At 65.8% G+C, this 18,148-nt stretch carries 19 protein-coding genes; 12 read left to right on the top strand and 7 right to left on the bottom strand.

What is annotated here, in order from left to right; translation table 11 throughout:
* The first annotated feature begins 61 nt into the window (after positions 1-61).
* From QVN30_RS07240 to QVN30_RS07220, 5 genes are all read left to right on the top strand, one after another.
* A complete protein-coding gene (locus tag QVN30_RS07240) occupies positions 62-1,066 on the top strand; it encodes a glutamate ABC transporter substrate-binding protein (RefSeq protein ID WP_289835918.1) in 1,005 nt (334 codons plus the stop codon).
* 184 nt (positions 1,067-1,250) lie between these two features.
* Positions 1,251-1,910, top strand: coding sequence for an ABC transporter permease subunit (locus QVN30_RS07235; protein WP_066832429.1), 660 nt, complete (start codon positions 1,251-1,253; stop codon positions 1,908-1,910).
* Positions 1,907-2,737, top strand: a complete 831-nt coding sequence (locus QVN30_RS07230) for an amino acid ABC transporter permease (protein WP_289835917.1) — start codon at positions 1,907-1,909, stop codon at positions 2,735-2,737. Before QVN30_RS07235 ends, QVN30_RS07230 begins: the two co-directional genes overlap by 4 nt.
* A gap of 37 nt (positions 2,738-2,774) precedes the next feature.
* Positions 2,775-3,533, top strand: coding sequence for an amino acid ABC transporter ATP-binding protein (locus QVN30_RS07225; RefSeq protein WP_435051631.1), 759 nt, complete (start codon positions 2,775-2,777; stop codon positions 3,531-3,533).
* 71 nt (positions 3,534-3,604) lie between these two features.
* Positions 3,605-4,399: a gamma-glutamyl-gamma-aminobutyrate hydrolase family protein gene (locus tag QVN30_RS07220; RefSeq protein WP_289835915.1), complete on the top strand. Its 795-nt coding sequence runs from the start codon at positions 3,605-3,607 to the stop codon at positions 4,397-4,399.
* Between the two features lie 138 nt (positions 4,400-4,537).
* Here the strand turns inward: QVN30_RS07220 and QVN30_RS07215 are convergent, their stop codons facing one another.
* The 3 genes from QVN30_RS07215 to QVN30_RS07205 are packed head-to-tail and all read right to left on the bottom strand — an operon-like array spanning position 4,538 to position 7,929.
* Complete coding sequence (locus tag QVN30_RS07215; protein WP_289835914.1) at positions 4,538-5,701, bottom strand: ABC transporter ATP-binding protein; 1,164 nt, start codon at positions 5,699-5,701, stop codon at positions 4,538-4,540.
* Entirely contained in the window at positions 5,698-6,750 is a 1,053-nt protein-coding gene (locus tag QVN30_RS07210) for a FecCD family ABC transporter permease (RefSeq protein ID WP_289835913.1), read from the bottom strand. Before QVN30_RS07210 ends, QVN30_RS07215 begins: the two co-directional genes overlap by 4 nt.
* 3 nt (positions 6,751-6,753) lie before the next feature.
* A complete protein-coding gene (locus QVN30_RS07205; protein ID WP_289835912.1) occupies positions 6,754-7,929 on the bottom strand; it encodes an ABC transporter substrate-binding protein in 1,176 nt (391 codons plus the stop codon).
* Between the two features lie 251 nt (positions 7,930-8,180).
* On the opposite strand from QVN30_RS07205, the gene nudC reads away from it, so the two are divergent.
* Positions 8,181-9,293: an NAD(+) diphosphatase gene (nudC, locus tag QVN30_RS07200; protein WP_289835911.1), complete on the top strand. Its 1,113-nt coding sequence runs from the start codon at positions 8,181-8,183 to the stop codon at positions 9,291-9,293.
* A 36-nt stretch (positions 9,294-9,329) separates the two neighbouring features.
* Here nudC and QVN30_RS07195 read toward each other — a convergent pair whose 3' ends face one another.
* The 4 genes from QVN30_RS07195 to QVN30_RS07180 form a co-directional block, all read right to left on the bottom strand.
* Entirely contained in the window at positions 9,330-9,935 is a 606-nt protein-coding gene (locus tag QVN30_RS07195) for an HAD family hydrolase (protein WP_289835910.1), read from the bottom strand.
* A gap of 12 nt (positions 9,936-9,947) precedes the next feature.
* Positions 9,948-10,682 carry an acyl-[acyl-carrier-protein] thioesterase gene (locus tag QVN30_RS07190; protein ID WP_289835909.1) on the bottom strand — a complete coding sequence of 245 codons (735 nt, stop codon included), beginning with the start codon at positions 10,680-10,682 and terminating at the stop codon, positions 9,948-9,950.
* 166 nt (positions 10,683-10,848) lie between these two features.
* Entirely contained in the window at positions 10,849-11,247 is a 399-nt protein-coding gene (locus QVN30_RS07185) for a pyridoxamine 5'-phosphate oxidase family protein (protein ID WP_204569835.1), read from the bottom strand.
* 24 nt (positions 11,248-11,271) lie between these two features.
* A complete protein-coding gene (locus QVN30_RS07180; RefSeq protein ID WP_204538034.1) occupies positions 11,272-11,766 on the bottom strand; it encodes a SixA phosphatase family protein in 495 nt (164 codons plus the stop codon).
* 219 nt (positions 11,767-11,985) lie between these two features.
* On the opposite strand from QVN30_RS07180, the gene QVN30_RS07175 reads away from it, so the two are divergent.
* The 6 genes from QVN30_RS07175 (at position 11,986) to QVN30_RS07150 (ending at position 18,148) form a co-directional block, all read left to right on the top strand.
* Entirely contained in the window at positions 11,986-12,339 is a 354-nt protein-coding gene (locus QVN30_RS07175) for an Asp23/Gls24 family envelope stress response protein (RefSeq protein WP_229254261.1), read from the top strand.
* A gap of 32 nt (positions 12,340-12,371) precedes the next feature.
* Positions 12,372-14,063, top strand: coding sequence for a DAK2 domain-containing protein (locus tag QVN30_RS07170; protein ID WP_289835907.1), 1,692 nt, complete (start codon positions 12,372-12,374; stop codon positions 14,061-14,063).
* Positions 14,064-14,070: 7 nt separating this feature from the next.
* Complete coding sequence (gene recG, locus QVN30_RS07165) at positions 14,071-16,251, top strand: ATP-dependent DNA helicase RecG (protein WP_289835906.1); 2,181 nt, start codon at positions 14,071-14,073, stop codon at positions 16,249-16,251.
* Positions 16,248-16,823, top strand: coding sequence for a 16S rRNA (guanine(966)-N(2))-methyltransferase RsmD (gene rsmD / locus QVN30_RS07160; protein ID WP_289835905.1), 576 nt, complete (start codon positions 16,248-16,250; stop codon positions 16,821-16,823). Before recG ends, rsmD begins: the two co-directional genes overlap by 4 nt.
* Before the next feature lie 173 nt (positions 16,824-16,996).
* Positions 16,997-17,494 (top strand): pantetheine-phosphate adenylyltransferase, encoded by a 498-nt coding sequence (coaD, locus tag QVN30_RS07155; protein ID WP_066832623.1) that lies wholly within the window; start codon positions 16,997-16,999, stop codon positions 17,492-17,494.
* Positions 17,495-17,650: 156 nt separating this feature from the next.
* Positions 17,651-18,148 carry an ATP synthase subunit B family protein gene (locus QVN30_RS07150; protein ID WP_087199250.1) on the top strand — a complete coding sequence of 166 codons (498 nt, stop codon included), beginning with the start codon at positions 17,651-17,653 and terminating at the stop codon, positions 18,146-18,148.

The raw sequence follows: 18,148 nt of genomic DNA, 5'->3' as shown, positions 1-18,148 counted from the left end.
ATACTGCAGGCTCCTGCGGTATCGTTCGTGCGCTTCGCACGCGACAGGAAGGAATTCTGTTATGTCTCGTATGACTTCTCGCGATCAGTACCTGATCGATCGCCGCCATGCGCTGCTCGGCATGGGCGCGCTGGCGGGTGTTGCCGCCTTTGGTCTTGCCGGCTGCTCGGATGAGGAGGCCCCCGCTCCCGCCGGTTCCTCCTCCGCCTCGGATGACACGTCCGAGGAGTCCGAGGGCACCCAGATCGACGCGGCGGCCTACGACGAGCTCGTGGCCTCCGGTCCCGTTGCCGACGACGCCGCCATCGCGGCGAGCACCTGGGCGACCAAGATCAAGGACGCCGGTACGATGCGCGTCGGCGGCGTCCAGACCTCGATGCTCTTCTGCCTCATGAACGAGAAGGACAACAAGGTCCGCGGCTTCGATGCCGGCCTGTTCCAGATGCTCGCTAACTACATCCTGGGCGATCCGGACGCCTACGAGTTGACGCAGGTGACGTCCAACACGCGCGAGTCCGTCCTGACTAACGACCAGGTCGATGCGGTGTTCGCCACCTACTCCATCACCGACGAGCGCAAGGAGATCATCTCCTTCGCGGGCCCGTACTACACGACGCAGCAGGGCATCCTCGTCATGGCCGACAACTCCGACATCAACGGCGTCGACGACCTCGCCGGCAAGAACGTCGCCGCGCAGTCCGGCTCCACGGGCCCGTCGGTGCTCGAGGAGTACGCCCCGGATGCGAACATCCAGGAGTTCGCGACCGACGAGGAGGCGCGCACCGCGCTTGAGCAGGGCCGTGTCGACGCCTACGTCATCGACGCCACGATGCAGCTCGGCGCCATGACGCGCAATCCGGGCAAGTACCGTCTTGCGGGCGAGGAGTTCGGCCCCGTCGACGCCTACGGAATCGGCCTTCCGCACGACTCCGATGGCGTGGCGTTCGTCAACGACTTTTTGACCACCATCGAGCAGGACGGCACCTGGTCCGAGCTGTGGCAGGTGTGCATCGGCGACCGCGCCGATATCGCCGAGGCCCCCGAGCCTCCCGCGATCGGGGCGTAAGGGTCCTGTGCGCGTCGGGTACGGCGCGCGTTTCGCAAGGGAAGCGCCGACCGGTTGCCCGCACGGCGGCCGGCCCCGTGGCGGGCCCGGCGTAAGCCGAGTCGATCGGTGCCTTCTCGGTACATCAGCGATGGCGCAGGGCCGGCGTGTGTACGCGTCGGCCCTGCTGTGGTAAGGAGGGTGCATGGGCCTATCTGAGCTGCTCTCGACCTACGGTCAGCTATATCTGACGGGTCTTGTCACCACCTGGTGGATGACGGCGGTGTCGTTCGCGTTCGTGATGGTGCTCTCGGTCGCCATCACGGTCATGCGCATCTCGCCGCTCAAGCCGTTACGGTTGGTCGGCGACCTGTATGTCCAGATCTTTCGCAACATCCCCGGCGTGGCGCTGCTCGTCATCATCGTCTACGCGCTGCCGAACCTGCGGCTCGTGCTCGACTACCGCACCTGCGTGATCGTCACGACGATCCTGATGGGCTCGGCGTTCGGCTCCGAGAACTTCATGAGCGGCATCAACACGATCGGTGTCGGCCAGATCGAGGCCGCGCGCTCGCTCGGCCTCACGTTCAGGCAGATCATCCAGCAGATCGTGATCCCGCAGGCGCTTCGGTCGGCGGTCCTGCCCATGACGAACCTGCTTATCGCGGTCATGCTCACCACGGCCCTGGGTTCGCAGGTACCCATGAGCCCCCAGGAGCTCACCGGAGTCGTCTCGTACATCAACACGCGCTCGACCGGCGGCATCCTCGCCTTCCTGATCGCAGCGCTCGGCTATGTCGGTACGGCCGCAGTGATCGGTCTTGCGGGAAACCGCCTGGATAAGAAGGTGAGGATCCTGCGATGAGCACCCATGGCAAGCCTATGAGCATCCGCGACGCGCTCTACGAGGCACCCGGTCCGCGCACGCGTCGCCGCATGATCATCGGTACCGTCCTCTCGCTGGCAGCGGTGGCGGTCGGTATCGCTCTGATCGTCCGCCAGTTCTACGTCACCGGGCAGCTTGCTCCGCGCTACTGGACGTTTTTGGGTCAGGCGACCACCTGGCGCTACCTGTTCCAGGGATTCCGCGGCACGCTGGCGGTCGCGCTGACCGCCGGCGTCCTGTCGTTGATCTTAGGGCTCGTGCTCATGCTGGGACGAACGAGCGGCATCAAGCCGCTGTCCGTTGCGTGCCGCGTCGTGACGGACTTCTTCCGCGGCGTTCCGAGCCTGCTTCTGATCTACTTCTTCTTCCTGGTCGTTCCCCAGTACGGCATCAAGCTCTCGTCGTTTTGGATGATCACGCTCCCGGTCATGCTCGCCGCATCCGGCGTGCTCGCCGAAGTGCTGCGCGCCGGCGTCAACGCCGTCCCGCGCGGTCAGGTGGAGGCGGCGATGTCGCTCGGCATGAGGCCGGCGCGCATCATGTTCAAGATCGTGCTGCCCCAGGCGATCCGCTTCGTCATCCCCTCGCTCATCTCCCAGCTGGTCGTGGTCGTCAAGGACACGACCGTGGCGTACGTGGTGAGCTATCCTGACCTCATGCAGAACGCGCGCGTCCTGATCACCAACTACGACGCGCTCGTATCGATGTACTTCACCGTGGCGGTGGTCTACATCCTGCTGAACTATGCCATCAACAAGCTGTCTGCGGTCATCGCCGAGCGCCTCGGCGTCAAGATCATCCGCTAGACCTTTGCCTACCCGCTTCGAGAGATCGGATTAGCCAATGACGATGGATACAAGAGACGATGTGCCCGTTATCGAGCTGAGGCACGTCGAGAAGCATTTCGGGGACCTTCACGTGCTGCGCGACATCAACCTCAAGGTCTCGCGCGGCGAGGTGCTGGTGGTGATCGGGCCGTCCGGATCGGGCAAGTCGACCATGTGCCGTACCATCAACCGCCTCGAGACGATCGATTCGGGCGAGATCCTCATCGAGGGCAAGCCGCTTCCCGCCGAGGGCCGCGAGCTCGCCGCGATGCGCGCGGAGCTCGGCATGGTGTTCCAGAGCTTCAACCTGTTCGCCCACAAGACCATTCTCGAGAACGTGACGCTCGGGCCCATCGACGTGCTGGGCATGAAGCGCGAGGATGCCGAGAAGCGCGCGATGGAGCTGCTGGCTCGCGTGGGCGTCGCCGAGCAGGCGGCAAAGGTCCCCGCGCAGCTGTCCGGCGGCCAGCAGCAGCGCGTGGCCATCGCCCGCTCGCTGGCCATGAACCCCAAGGCCATGATGTTCGACGAGCCCACCAGCGCGCTCGACCCCGAGATGATCAACGAGGTGCTGGACGTCATGGTCGAGCTCGCGCGCGCCGGCATGACCATGGTCGTCGTGACGCACGAGATGAATTTCGCGCGTCGCGTGGCGGACCGCGTCGTCTTCATGGCGGACGGCCAGATCGTGGAGGAGGGCGCGCCCGACGAGTTCTTCGACCATCCCGCGACGCAGCGCGCCCGTGACTTCCTCGACTCGATCAAGGGTCACTGACGTCACTCGGGGATGTGCCGGATGCGGGCGCATCCCTTCCTTTTCCGTATTCGCTTGAGAAATGAGGCAGTATGGCCGATACCGACGACATCAACCGCGCCCGTGCGGGCCGCCCGCTCATCCTGGTTGCCCCGCGCTACGAGCTGTGCCAGCCCTGTCTCAAGATGCCCGAGCGCCTGGCTCCCGAGGAGACGGCGGCCACCGTATTTTTGGACGCCATCCTTGCCGCCGGCGGCCTGCCGCTGGTCATGTCGCTCACCGACGACGATGACGTCATCGCCGAGATGGTCTCGATGGCCGACGGTATCGCGGTTCCCGGCGGCCACGATGTCTCGCCCGCGCTTTGGGGCGATAACAGCCCGTACGACGAGCAGCTCCTATGCCCCGAGCGCGACGCGTTCGAGGTGAAGCTCATCAAGGCGGCGATTGGCTCCCACACGCCGCTGTTCTGCGCGTGCCGCGGCATGCAGGTCCTGAACGTCGCCCTGGGCGGCAGCCTGTGCATGGACGTGCCGAGCAGGAAGCCCGAGAGCGGCATGGCGCTTTGGCGGCACACGGCGATCCTGAACGATCCGGCGCACCCCGTGGAGATCAAGGCGGGGTCGCTCCTGGAGCGCGCGGTGGGCGGCTTCAACCTCGTGCAGGCGAACTCGAGCCATCATTGCTGCGTCGATCGGCTCGGGGAGGGGGTCGAGCTCGTGGCATGCGCGACCGACGGCATCCCCGAGGCCATCGAGGTGCCCGGCGAGCGCTTCTGCCTGGGCGTTCAATGGCATCCCGAGTACACATGGCACAAGATGGAGACTGACTTCAACCTGTGGAAGAGCTTCGTCTCCGCAGCCGCGGCATACCGGGAAAGCCGCTAGCTGAAGAGTCCGCTTCCATGGTTTTCGTGGGGCATGCAAATCGGGGACGTACCTCCCGCATGCATTTTTGCATGCGGGAGGTACGTCCCCGATTTGCATGCCCCCGTTTGGCTCGGAACGAACGCCTCGGTGCCTCTCCTATAGATCGAGCGAATCGAGATACGCCTTCGCGGAGGGGAAAACGGGCTGGCCGAGCTCATGGGCATAGGCCACGAGCTCGCCGTTTCGCGCGTTCATGTGCCCGAAGCGCTCGAGGCAGCAGATCAGCGCGCCGCAATCCCTTATCTCCTGCTTCGCCCTCTCGATCGCCCCATCGGATATCGGCTCAAAGTCCCGCTCGCATATGACGGTCGCGGCAAGGCTCGCGGCGAGCAGTCCGTCGACATCGTTGCCGTGAAGCACGCCGGCGGAAAACGGGACACCGGCTTGCTGGAGCTCCCTGAAGCATCCCGCAGCGCCGCTTCCCCCTCCGGCGACAACGAACACGAGTGGCCTGCCTTCGGGGCGGGGGAGCTCAACGCTGCCGAACGCGTCGATAAAGCTTGAGCGGTCGAGGTCGTACAGGTCCGCTATCACGGGTCCCGTGAAGATCTCGGATGGCTCCCCTTGGCGCAGCACCCGGCCGTCTCGGATGCAGACGATACGGTCGGCTGCCTTCTGCGCGAGTTCGATCTCATGGAGCGACGCCAGCACCGCGATGCCGCGCTCCCGGGCGTAGCGGCGCAGGAGCTGGAGCATGTCGATCTGCGCGCGGATGTCCAGGTACGAGGTGGGCTCGTCGAGCAGCAGCACGCGCGGCTGCTGGCAGAGCGCCCGCGCGATGAGGGCGCGTTGGCGCTGGCCGTCGCTCATGTGTGCGAAATCGCGGTCGCGCAGCCCCCAGGTCCCCGTCGCCTCCATGACCTCTCGGACCACCTGCTCGTCGTCATCGGACAGGGTTCCCAGACGGCCTGTGTAGGGGTATCTGCCCGCGTCGACGATATCCTTCGTCGTCAGCAGCTCGGTCCGGGGGCGGCCGGTGAACAGCGCGCTCATGATGCGGGCGGTCTTTGAGACCTGCATCGCCTGGAAATCTTCCCCGCACAGCTCGATGGACCCGGAAAGCGGTCTGAGCTGGCCTGCGATGGTTTTGAGCAGCGTCGTCTTCCCTGATCCGTTGGGACCGATCAGGGCCGTGACCTGACCGGGAAAGACGGCGAGCTCGACGTGTTCGACCAGGGGGCGCTCGGTATGGCCGACCGACACGTCATGCAGGGCGAGCGCGGGGCGGTTTGCCGCGGCCGGGCGGATGGGCTCCGTCATCGGAACGACCTCCTCTTCAGCATGAGGGCGATGACCACCGGCGCGCCGAACACCGCGGTGACGGCGCTCACGGACAGCTCGACGGGGGAGAAGAGCATGCGCGCCAGAAGGTCGCATCCGCAGCAGAACACGGCTCCGGCCAGAAAGCAGGTCGGGATGACGAACAGCGGGCGCGACGATCCGATGGCGAGCTTGGCAAGGTGGGGCGCCGCGATGCCCACGAACGACACCGGGCCGGCGAACGCCACGACGCATGCGGACAGAAGGCTCGAAATCAACACGATGAGCAGGCGCAGGCCGAGCACGTTGACGCCGACGCTTCGGGCATAGGGCTCTCCAAGCTGGTATGCGCCCAGCGGCTTCGAGAGCGCGAAGACGGCCGCGACCGTGGCGGCGACCATGATGGCGATGAGCGCGGTGTCGTCCCAGCGCGCGCCGGAGAAGCTGCCCTGCGACCAGTTCTGGAGGTTGACGATGCTCTGGTCGTCGGCGAAGGCGATAAGAAAGTTCGTTGCCGCAGAGCAGATGTAACCGACCATCACGCCGGCGACGATCAGCATGCTCTGGCTGCGCACACGCCGCGCTATCAGCAGCACGAATCCCATGGTGGCAAGAGAGCCGATCAGGGCGGCACCGACCGACATCCAGGAGCCCATCACCTGGTTGGCCCCGAGAACGACGATCATGGTGAGCGCCACGACAAGGCGAGCGCCCGAGGATATTCCCAGCACGAACGGGTCGGCGATAGGGTTGTTGAAAAACGTCTGAAGCAGGAAGCCGGATAGCGAGAGCGCCCCTCCAAGCAGGACGGCCTGGGCCACGCGGGGAAGACGGATCTCCCAGATGACCTGGCTCGCCGTCTGACCGGTCGACCCCTCCGACAGGATGCGCAGCACGTCGAGCGGGGAGGTCCCGACGCTGCCGACGCACAGGTTGACAACGATGAGGGCGAACAGCGCGACGGCAAGCGCCGCGTTGACGCCGACGACGCGTGCGAAGCGCCTGCCCGCCGCGCTGTCTGCGACGCCCCTGTTATTCATAAAGCTCATGCGTCACCCCAGTTTCCAGATGTAGCCGGCGTTCCCGTCGGCGCCGGTGAGCGCGGAGCGCATATCGCCGATGATTTCGTCCATGCTCGTCATCGCCTGGTACATATCCTCGTCGCAGGCGAACACGTTGCCTTCTTGGACCGCCTTGAAGTCTGCGAGCAGCGGGTTTTTGCCGATCAGGTCGTCGATGGAGGCCACCGAGGAGTCCACGGTCGTGTTGTAGATCACGACGTCGGCGTCTTTGGCGCGCGAATAGAAGGTCTCGAGGTCTATGACGGCCTGGACCGAGCTCGACCCTTCCACATCGTCTGCGGGGTCGAACGACAGGAACGCGCCGCCCGCGAGCTCGATCATCTGCGAGACGTAATCCGTCGAGCGGCGGGTCACCGCGGCCCCGTCGTCGTTGATGTAGAAGAAGGCGACGGTTTTCCCGGCGGGTTCCTGCGCGGCGGTGTCCTCGACCCGTTGCGCGATGCGCGCGAACGCCTCGTTCGCCTCGTCCTCGCGGCCGAACACCACGCCCATGAGCTTGATCCATTCGAGGCGGCCCAGGACCTCCGGTTCGTTCGAGGACTGCTCGGTGAGGACTGTGACGCCGAGGTCCTGCAGCTTCTGCTTGATGTCGGGCGCGTGGTTGATCTTGGTGTTCTCGATGGCGAGCGTGCAGCCCGTCTCTGCGATGAGCTCGAAATCGGGCGCGCTGTACTTTCCGCCGTATGAGACCGCGCCGTCCTCGATCGCTTGCGACAGGCGCTCGCTCGGGCTGTCTTCGGCGGTGACCGAGGAGACGGACACCTCATCGAGCGCATCGATCTCGTCGAGCAGGCAGATCATGCCCGTCGAGACGAGATACGTGCGTGCGGGCTGTCGGATGGTCGCGATGTCGTTAGCGAGGCCTTCCGGGACGGATGCGCCCTCGGGGATGACGAGGAACCGCTCGCCGTTCGAGATGCACACCAGGCGGTATCCGTCCTCGTATTCATCGACGGTGAAGTTTCGCGCATACGCGAGCTCGAGGGTGCCGGTGTGGCGCAGGTCGCAGCCGAGATCGGTATTGCGGAACGAGGGGGCGGCCGCGTGGACCTTTCGCCCTGACGACTGCGCGGACCCTTCGAGGGTCGAGGCGGCGGATCCGCTGTCGGCAACCGGTGAGCGCCCGCATCCGGAGAGCCCTGCCATCAGGGCTATGCCGAGGCAGCAGGCGGTTGCGCCATATCGGAATATAGGGGAGATAGCCAAGGTCTTCCAATCTCATCATGAGAAGAGGTGATGTGCGTCATGTGACCGTTTCTATGATAGCGGTTCTCGAACCCCGGGCGCGTCCGTCATCCCTCCATCAGAAGTGCATAGGGGGGACGTACCTTATTCATGCATACTTGCATGAATAAGGTCCGTCCCCCCTATGCACGTTCGAGAAAGGAGCTCACCCGATGTCCGCAGATCCCGCGCCATCGATGTTCGCCCATGTGGGCACCCTCACCTCGCTGCCGCTGTCGCAGACGGTCGTCGACCTCGATGTAGACCGTCGAGGCGACGAGGGCCTGCTCGATCGGCTCGTCCGGGATGCGGCGACGCGCGTCGTGCTCGTTGACGGGGCATGCGTCGCCGTGCCCAAGCAGCATGCGTCATGCGGCACGGGCGAGCTGTCCTGCACCGAGGACCCGGCGGCTCCGCGTCCCGATGCCCAGGCGCCCACAGGCGAGCTCGAGCTCGCGCTCCTTTCCGCGCCAGATATTGGCGAGCTCGCCGGCGCGAACGGCTTGCTGACGGTCTACCTCGGGGTCGATCGCACCGAGGTGCCCGGTGTCTCCTATCTCGGCATCGACGTGACGCCGCGGACGATCATCCCGCGCGATGACGTTCCGGCGGCAGGGCCTGAGCCCGCATGCGACGATCGCGTGCAGTCGCTGCGCGAGAGGTTCGATTGGATCGAGCTGAGGTCGTTTGCGCCTTGCGCCTCCGCACGGGACGTGGGCCTTGCCACCAGCGCGGTCGCCGTGTGCACTTGGCAGCGCTCGCAGCGGTTCTGCCCCGCCTGCGGCGCTCCGGTGCGGCCGATTCTGTCCGGATGGGCCCAGGCGTGCACCAATCCCCACGATGCGAAGCGCCTGCTGTTCCCGCGTATCGAGCCGGCGGTCATCACCGCCATCGTCGACGACGAGGACCGGATCCTGCTGCAGCACAACCGTGCATGGCGGCCGCGGTTCCACTCGGTGTCCGCCGGGTTCGTCGAGGCGGGGGAGAGCCTGGAGCACGCGGTGCGACGGGAGGCCATGGAAGAGGTCGGAATCGAGATCGGGGAGGTGCGCTACCTCGGCTCGCAGGCCTGGCCGTTTCCCGCCTCCATCATGCTTGGCTTCCGCGCCCATGCCCTGAGCGGAGAGGTGCGCGTGGATCACGAGGAGGTCGGCGAGGCTCGCTGGTTCACGCGCGAGGAGCTCGAGCATGAGGTCGGGACCGGTGCCGTCGAGCCGCCCGGACGCGCATCCATCGCGCGCCACATGATCGAGCAGTGGCTTGGGCATGAGCTGCAGAGCCACTGACATCCGCAGGACCGCCCGTCCGTGACGGCAGGCCCCTTACGCCTCAAGAAGCATGCGCTCGAGCGGCGCGGCGTCGCCGGTGAAGTGGAACGCCTGCATGCCGGCCGCCTCCGCTCCGCGGCAGTTGTCCTCGTTGTCGTCGACGAACAGGCACGAGGACGGCTCCAAGCCGTATCGGGAGCACAGCAGCCGAAAGATCGCGGGGTCGGGCTTCATCATCCGCTCGAAACCGGACACCACGCGCCCGTCCATAAGGGGGTAGACGGGGCAGTGGGCTAGTTGCCGGTCGATCGAAGTCGATGCGTTGGAGAGCAGGTAGAGCCCATAGCCCGCGTCCTTGAGCCTGGGCACGAGGTCGCAGACGCCGTCGATCGGACGGGACTGATGCGGCCATCCTTCCAGGCATGCATGCAGATTGGGGATCAGGCGCTCGGGAAGGTGGTTTTCGGCAACCCTGCGCATCGTGTCATGGCTGATCGCCCCCGCGTCGAGCAGGACCCACTCGGTGCGTCCGAAAAGCGCCGCGTGCAGCAGCGCCGCGTCGTCCTCGGTGTCGGTGAAGCTGCGCGAGAACGACCTCCCGTCAAAAGTCATCAGGACGTTGCCCATGTCGAACACGACGTTCTCGATTGCAGGGGTCATCGGAGCCGCCCCCTATGCGAGCTCGACGACGGCGAAGGGCGCGCCCGCCCTGTCGTTCAGCGCGACGACGGCGCGATGCCCTATCTGGCCGATGCTCGGGTAGATGGTGTCGCCCAGCACGGCGGCGCGACGGTAATCCACGCGGATGCTCGTCGGGGCCGTCTCGCGGGGGAGCAGCTCGAGCGCCATCTGCACGTACTGGCAGTTGTTGACGTGCTCGTTGGTGTCGATCAGCCCGCGGCGGACGATGATGGGCTCGCGCTGCTCGAGGACGTCGGGCAGCTTGACGCGCCGGTCCTCGGCGGGCAACTCCAGCGGGTCATGGCTGCCGTAGGGATCGATGTGCGCGGGCGTGGGACGGGTGGGCCGTCCGGTGGACAGATCGATAAACGCCCAGCTGGACTGCGCTCGCGCGATGTACTTGCCCGCGTTGTCCTTGATGTAGAAGTTGCGTTTCGCGGTGAAGCCCTTGAAGGAGTTGGCGAAGGTCCCGACCGCAATCTCCTCGCAGAGGGACGGATAGCGGTCCACGACGATCTGCCAGTGGGTGAGCACCCAGGCGCGCTGCTCGTTTCTGAGCCAGGCCATGCCGACGCCGAGCGCCTCCGACTGGAACGTGCTGCAGTCCTGAAAGGCGTTGATGAGCGCCGGCGCGGTCATGAGCCCGCGGTGCCCGACCTCGCTGTACCGCACGTGGTAGGGGTATTCGAACACGGTCAGGTCGGAGTCAAGATCGATCGTTGGCATAAGGTGGGTCCTTCTTATAGTTAGCATGGGTCATTTGGGGACGGGTTCGTTCCAACCCATCGGCGCTTTGCGCCGCTGACAATGGGTTGGAACGAACCCGTCCCCAAATGACCCATCCGCCTCGCCACGGAACCGACCGCCGCGAAAGCAAGTAATCAGTGTTTCCCTAGAACTCGAGCGTTCGGGGCTCTGCTGTAAACGAGCAGAACGTCGCGTGCACGTTGTGCAGGGCGAACACCTCGCAATTGCCGTCGTCGGCGGCGTACATGCCCTGAAGCTCGGGGTACTCGTCGAGGACCGCCTGGCGCGCCTCGAGCCGGTCGTCGAGCAGCGCGTCCGCCTCGAGGCGGAGCCAGCCTCCCGTGTCGTCGGTCGCGCAGATCGCGATACGGGGATGGGCGAGCATCTGATCGGAGACCGGCTTCACCTTGCCCGTCTGGATATAGAGCCTGCCCTCGAATTTCGCGATGGTGCCGAAGGGGCGAACCTGCGGATCGCCGTCTCCATCGACGGTGGCGAGAAAGTAGGTCGGGTTCTTCTTGAGGTAGTCCAGAATCTCATCCATGCGCGGCTCCTGTCTTCGCGTCGATCAGCGGCTTTCCTTGACGGGCGGGCCCTGCACGAACCATTCGAGCGCGCCGCTCGCGCCGTCTTCTTCCAGATCGATGGTCGCCATGCCGCCCGGCTTCAAGGAGAGCGTGATGCCGGTCAGGCGCTCGACCATGTTGTTCATGAAGGGGATGTGTCCGACGGCGATCAGGCAGTCGGCGTCCGTCTCGGCAAGCTGCTGCAGGAAGGCGTTTTCGTCTTGCTCCCACAGGGTGTCGACCGGAACGGTATCGATCTCGCCCCCGAGGGCGCGATTCACCTCCGCCGCCGTCTGCATGGCGCGCGCGGCCGGGCTCGACCACAGCGTCGCATGCGAGGCGCTGTGGGCATCAAGCAGGTAAAACGTCCGCATGAAGCCATCGACCGACGCGAGCGCCGCGCGTCCGGCGTCGGTGAGCTCGCGGTCGAAATCCGCTTGCCCGGGAGCCGTGGGCGTCGCCTTGCCGTGTCTGACGAGGATGAGTTTCTTGATCATGTGAGACCGCCGTTCCCTCGAGCTGTACATCCTCGTTCAATTCTACCCGTCCCGAGCGCCCGCATCGCCCTCATGCGCGATCTTGCCGTCTGCCCGCCGGGTATAACCGCACATATGGAGCATCGAGTTTGAGCGCCGCGAGCCCCCGCGACGTTGTAGAATGTTAGATTGATTGCTCCCATGGCCGATGCGGCTCGCGCATCCAGGAAGGAGATTACCGTGTCTGACATCATCCCCGGCAGCCTGAGCGTCTCCAACGACGTTATCGCCGATATCGCAGGCTACGCCGCCATGTCCTGTTACGGCGTGGTCGGCATGGCCGAGCAGCAGCAGGGCGTCGAGTCCATGCGCCTGCTTCCCGGACAGCGCCTGCGCAAGGGCGTACTCGTTTCCGCGACCGAGAACGGACTGCAGCTCGACCTTCATATCGTGCTCGAGAGCGGCGTGAACATGAAGTCCGTCTGCCAGAACCTTGCGAGCTCCGTTTCGTTCACGCTTTCCGAGATCGCGCAGATCAACCCCGCGAACCTCAAGATCGCCATCCACATCGACGCGCTGAAGTCGCGTGGTTAATCACCGTTTCGAGTCTTACGGAGTACACCAACATGATCGCGAAAACTATCCGCACGTGCTTCCCGATCGCGGCTAAGGCTGTGGCCGACAAGGCGGAGGATATCAACAAACTCAACGTGTTCCCGGTGCCGGACGGCGACACCGGAACCAACATGTCGCTGACGCTCGCGTCGGTGGTCAAGGAGCTCACCGCCCTTCCCGCCGATGCCGACATGGAGGCTATCGCCGGCGCCATCACGCACGGGTCGCTCATGGGCGCGCGCGGCAACTCCGGCGTCATCACCTCCCAGATCCTGCGCGGCGTCGCCGAGGGCCTCATCCCCGCCACCGATCCCACCTCGAGCGCGGACGTGGCCGCCGCCCTCCGCCGTGCGGTGAAGGTCGCGTTCCAGGCCGTGCGCAAACCGGTCGAGGGCACCATCCTCACCGTGCTTCGCGACATCTCCACCAAGGCTGACGAGTGCGAGAAAAAGAAGATGAGCGTCGAGGAGACGCTCGATGCCATCGTCGTCGAGGCCTATCAGTCCGTCGCCCGCACGCCCGATCTGCTTCCCGTCCTCAAGGAGAACGGCGTGGTCGATTCCGGCGCGTTCGGTTTCGCCATCTTCCTGGAGAACTTCGTCGCCGCGGCGCAGGGGCGCACGGCGCAGATCGAGGACTTCTCGACCACCTTCGATGCGAGCTCCGCGCGCGAAAGCGCGCTCGGGCGCGTCGAGATCGAGGCCAACGATGACTGGGAGGGCTCTGAGTACCGCTACTGCAACGAGTTCCTCTTCAAGGCGGAGCGCCGCTTCGACGAGGAGGAGTGCCTGAAGTTCCTCGCGTCCATGGGCGACTGCGAGCTTCTGGTCGGCTCCTATCCCGACTACAAGATCCACGTCCACTCCAACACCCCGAACCTCGTGCTCGAGCACATGCTCCAATTCGGCCAGATCTACGAGGTTTTCATCCACAACATGGACATGGAGTCCCACGAGCGCACGGCGAAGATCCACGCCGATCAGGACGCCGGCGACGCCGCACCTTCCGCCGCGCCCGCTGCACCCTCCGAGCCCGCCAAGCCGCTCGGCTTCGTGGCGGTCGCCGCCGGTTCCGGCGAGGCCGAGATTCTCCAGTCGATGGGCGTTGACGTGACGGTTTCCGGCGGACAGACCATGAACCCCTCCACCGCCGACCTGCTCGACGCGGTCAACCGCGTCAACGCCGAGGCCGTCATCATCCTTCCGAACAACGGCAACATCCGCATGGCGGCCGAGGCAGCGGCATCTGCGTGCGAGGACAAGAAGGTCGCCGTCGTTCCCACCAAGACGGTTCCCCAGGCGTTCTCCGCGCTGTTCGCCGTCATGCCCGACACGCCGCTCGACGAGGTCGTCGAGGCGATGACCGACGCCATCTCCGAGGTCCGCGACGGCGAGGTCACCACGGCGGTGCGCGACTCGCAGGCCGCCGACGGCACGCCCATCCATGCGGGTGACGTCATGGGCATCATCTGCGATTCCATCGATGTCGTCGGAAGCGACGTGAAGCAGGTCACCCTCGATTGCATCGCGCGCATGCAGGACGAGGAGGAGGGTGATACGCTCACGATCCTCGCCGGCGCCGATATGGACGACGACGATTTCGACGAGCTCGTCTCCGCCATCGAGGAGGCCCACCCCGATCTCGAGGTCGACCCCCATCGTGGTGAGCAGCCGCTCTACCCGGTGATCTTCTCCATCGAATAGGAGGCGCATGGCAAGCGGGATCACGGCGCTCGTGGAGTCGTCGCGCATGGCGCGCGTCGCCGCGCTCGAGCAGGACGTCTCCCGGCTGAAGTATGTTTCCGGTGCACGGGAGGAGGCCCTTCGTCGACTCGGGATCGAGTCGGTGGGGGACCTCCTCTCCCATATTCCGCGCCGATACCTCGATTTCTCACATGCGTACACGATCGAGTCCGCGCCGCTCGGGCAGGTCTGCACGATCGTGGCGACGGTCGACCGCGTGGTCGAGAAGCGCCCGCGCCCGCGTATGACGGTCACCGAGGTCTACCTCGTCGACGCCACGTCGGTGCTCCAGGTCGCCTTCTTCAAGCAGCCGTGGCTGTCGCGCGACCTGAAGGCGGGCGACCGGCTCGCCGTGATGGGCAAGGTCGAGTTCGCCTACGGCTTCAAGCAGATGAGCTCTCCCCATTACGAGAAGCTCGATGCGCAGTCGGCGTCCGGCACGATCGTTCCCGTCCACGCGGTGGGCGAGGGCGTGTCTCAGGCCTGGATGCGGCGCATCGTCTCCACCGCGCTCGAGGCGGTGGCGGACATTCCCGACCCGCTTCCCGCGCGATTGAGGACGCGCCGCGGCCTCATGAGCCTCTCTCGAGCGCTGCGCAGCATCCATTTCCCCTCCTCGATGGGGGAGCGCGACCTCGCGCGCAAAAGGCTCGCCTACGACGAGGTCCTGCTGCTGCAGCTCGCGCTTCGGCTGCGCAACGACGCCAACCTGCTCGATATCGAGCCGATCGCGCACCGCGTGGGCGAGCATGTCGCGCGCGTGCGCGCAGAGCTCCCCTTCGCGCTCACCGATGAGCAGGCGACGGCGGTCGACGAGATCCTTGCGGACATGGCCCGAGCGGACCGCGTGATGAACCGGCTGCTGCTCGGAGACGTCGGAACGGGCAAGACCGCGGTCGCCATGGTGGTGCTCGCGGCGGTCGCCGATACGGGGACGCAGGCGTGCGTCATGGCCCCGACCGGCGTCCTGGCGCAGCAGTACGCCGTCAAATGCGCGCCCGTCCTTGAGCGCGCGGGCGTCCGTTCCGCGCTCCTGACCGGCGCCACCCCGGCGGGCGAGCGCGCGAAGATCGTCGACGGGGTGCGCTGCGGCTCCATCGACGTGCTGTTCGGCACCCATGCGGTGCTTTCCGACGATGTCGCGTTCCGGCGCCTCTCGCTGGTGGTCATCGACGAGCAGCATCGCTTCGGCGTGGGGCAGCGCAACGCGCTGCGCGCCAAGGGTCCCGGCGCGGATCTTCTCGTCATGACGGCGACGCCCATTCCGCGCACGCTCGCGTTGTCGGTCTACGGCGACCTCGAGACGAGCATCATCCGCAAACGGCCCGTGGCCGGCGCCGGCGTTACCACGCAGGTGCTCGACGACGCCAACCGCGACATCGCATACGGCGCCGTGCGCGAGGCGCTGGGCGCCGGGCAGCAGGCCTATGTCATCTGCCCGCTCGTCGCGGAGCGCGACGGCACGGACGATCTGGAGGACGTGCCGGGGCTCGAGGTCGACGATGAGGGCAAGCCCCGGTCTCAGGCTCCCTTGCACGCCGTGGAGACCGAGGTGGAGCATCTGCGCCACGTCTTTTGCGACGCGACGGTCGACATGCTGCACGGCCGCATGGGCGCGCACGAGAAGGATGACGTCATCGATCGATTCCGCTCCGGTCAGATCCAGGTGCTCGTCTCGACGACGGTCGTCGAGGTCGGCGTCGACGTGCCCAACGCCACCGTCATGATCATCGAGAACGGCGAGCGCTTCGGCTTGGCGACCTTGCACCAGCTTCGGGGCCGCGTGGGGCGCGGCGAGCTCGCCGGGCGCTGCTTCGTGATCGCGCAGGGCGCGGGCCGCAAGCGGGGCGTCTCGCCGTCCATGCAGCGCCTCGAGGCGCTCGAGAAGACCGACGACGGCTTCTCGCTCGCCGAGATGGACCTGCGCCTTCGCCATGAGGGCGAGATCCTCGGTCTTCGGCAGCACGGCGGCGTCACGCTGCGCTTCATAGACCTTGACGCCGATGCCGATCTCATCGAATGCGCTCATGATGATGGCGTGGAACTTTTGCGCTTCGCGCCGACGCTTTCCGCTCCGGCCACGCTTCCGCTACGCTTTAGCGTCGTCGACCGATACGGCGACGTGTTCAAGGAGGTTAGCGGCGGATGAGGATCGTATCCGGTGAATGGCGCGGGCGGAAGCTGTCAGAGCCCCAGGGGCGCGATGTGACGCGCCCGACTACCGATCGCGTGCGCGAGGCGTGCGTCTCCATGGCCGAGTCGGCACTCGACGACGGCATCGAGGGGGCGCGTGTCCTCGATGCGTTCGCCGGCTCCGGCGCGCTCGGTATAGAGATGCTGTCGCGCGGCGCCGCGTTCGCGGCCTTCTTCGATATCGACCGGGGCGCCGCGGCACTTGTCCGCAAGAATCTGGAGTCGCTGCGCTGCGGTCGCGAGCGCTACCGGGTGACCTGCGGCGACGTGCTCGCCCATGCCGGCCGGGGCCGCATCTCGGGCGGTCCGTTCGACCTGGTCGTGATCGACGCCCCGTACGCGCTGGGGGCGGACCCCGCCGTCCGGCTGCTCGACGCGCTCGCGGATGCGGGCATGCTCGCCCCGCGCGCGGTCGCGCTCTGCGAGCACGCGGCATCCGATGAGGGGCCGAGGCCCGATCGCTTCGAGGCCGAGCGCGAGAAGCGCTACGGCATCACGGCCGTCGACCTGCTCCGATTCCAGGGATAGCCCGTCCATCTCGTCATCTGTGGGGTCAATCAAGCGCGGCCGCGCCCGTCAGGTTTTGGTAAGCTAGAAAAGCACTGATCGATCGTCTTGCGCGCCGCGGCTCTACGCCGGGCTCGAAGGCAGCCGACCGGCGCCCCCTCACCATCTGCCCCTCGAAGAAAGCATTGAAGCTCATGATTAGCAACATCGAGCATGCGCTCGTCCCCGGAACCTTCGATCCCATCACGTACGGGCATATCGATGTCGTGCGCCGCGCACGCCGCCTGTTTCCCTACGTGACGGTCGCGGTGGCCGAGTCCATCGGCAAAAACGGGAGCGGGCCCACGTTCACCCTGGAGGAGCGCGTCGCGCTCGCGCGCGAGGCGCTTGCCGACATCGACGGCGTCGAGGTCAGGCCGTTTTGCGGTCTGCTGGTCGACTTCGCCCGCGAGGTCGGCGCCCGCGCGCTCGTGAAGGGCCTGCGCGCCATGACGGACTTCGAGTACGAGTTGCAGCAGGCGGACCTCAACTATCGGTTGGATTCCGAGCTCGAGTCCATATTCGTCATGAGCGCCCCGCAGTACGGCTACATCTCCTCGTCGGTGGTGCGGCAGATCTCGTCGTTCGGAGGCGACGTGTCGAGCCTCGTTCCCCCCAACGTGGTGGAAGCGCTGCGCATCCACTATTCATAGGAGACGGCCGGCGAATTCACTGCGTGCCGGACGGCCGCGCGCGATAAGCGGGCGACCGGGGTTTCCCAGATGCGTGTGCGATGCGTGGGTACAACTGCGTAAAGCATCGTGTGTGGTAGTATATTCGGTTGATAGCAACCGTAGGAAGGAGACTTGATGGCTGGCGACAACTTTCCCGGCGAGAGGATCGAGAGCCTTGTCGATGAGCTTGAAGGTATCATCGAGGAAGCCAAGCCTCCTTTTGGCAAGTCCGCCCAGTTCAAGATCATCGAGACCGAGGTGTTCTTCAACATCCTTGATGAGATTCGCATGAGTTATCCCGAGGAGTGGCAGAAGTCCCGCCGCATCCTGAAGGAGCGCGACGAGCTCATGGCGAGCGCCACGGCGCAGGCCGACTCGATCATTGCCGATGCGCAGCAGCAGGCGCTGACCATCGCGGGCGAGCAGGAGATCGTCCGCCTGGCCCAGCAGCAGGCCGATGATATCCGCGAGCGCGCCCAGCAGTACGAGCGCGAGACCCGCTATGCCGCCGAGGACTATGCCGAGCAGGTGTTCACGCACCTCGAGGAGAACCTCAAGTCCCTGACGTCGACGGTCGCCCGCTGCCGCCAGCAGCTCAACGAGGGCGCGAACGGCCAGAACGGTGCCTGGTAA

Source organism: Collinsella ihumii, assembly GCF_030385545.1.
GTDB lineage: Bacteria > Actinomycetota > Coriobacteriia > Coriobacteriales > Coriobacteriaceae > Collinsella > Collinsella ihumii.
Note: the sequence above shows the minus strand (reverse complement) of the source record. Positions and strands in the feature narration are given on the sequence as shown.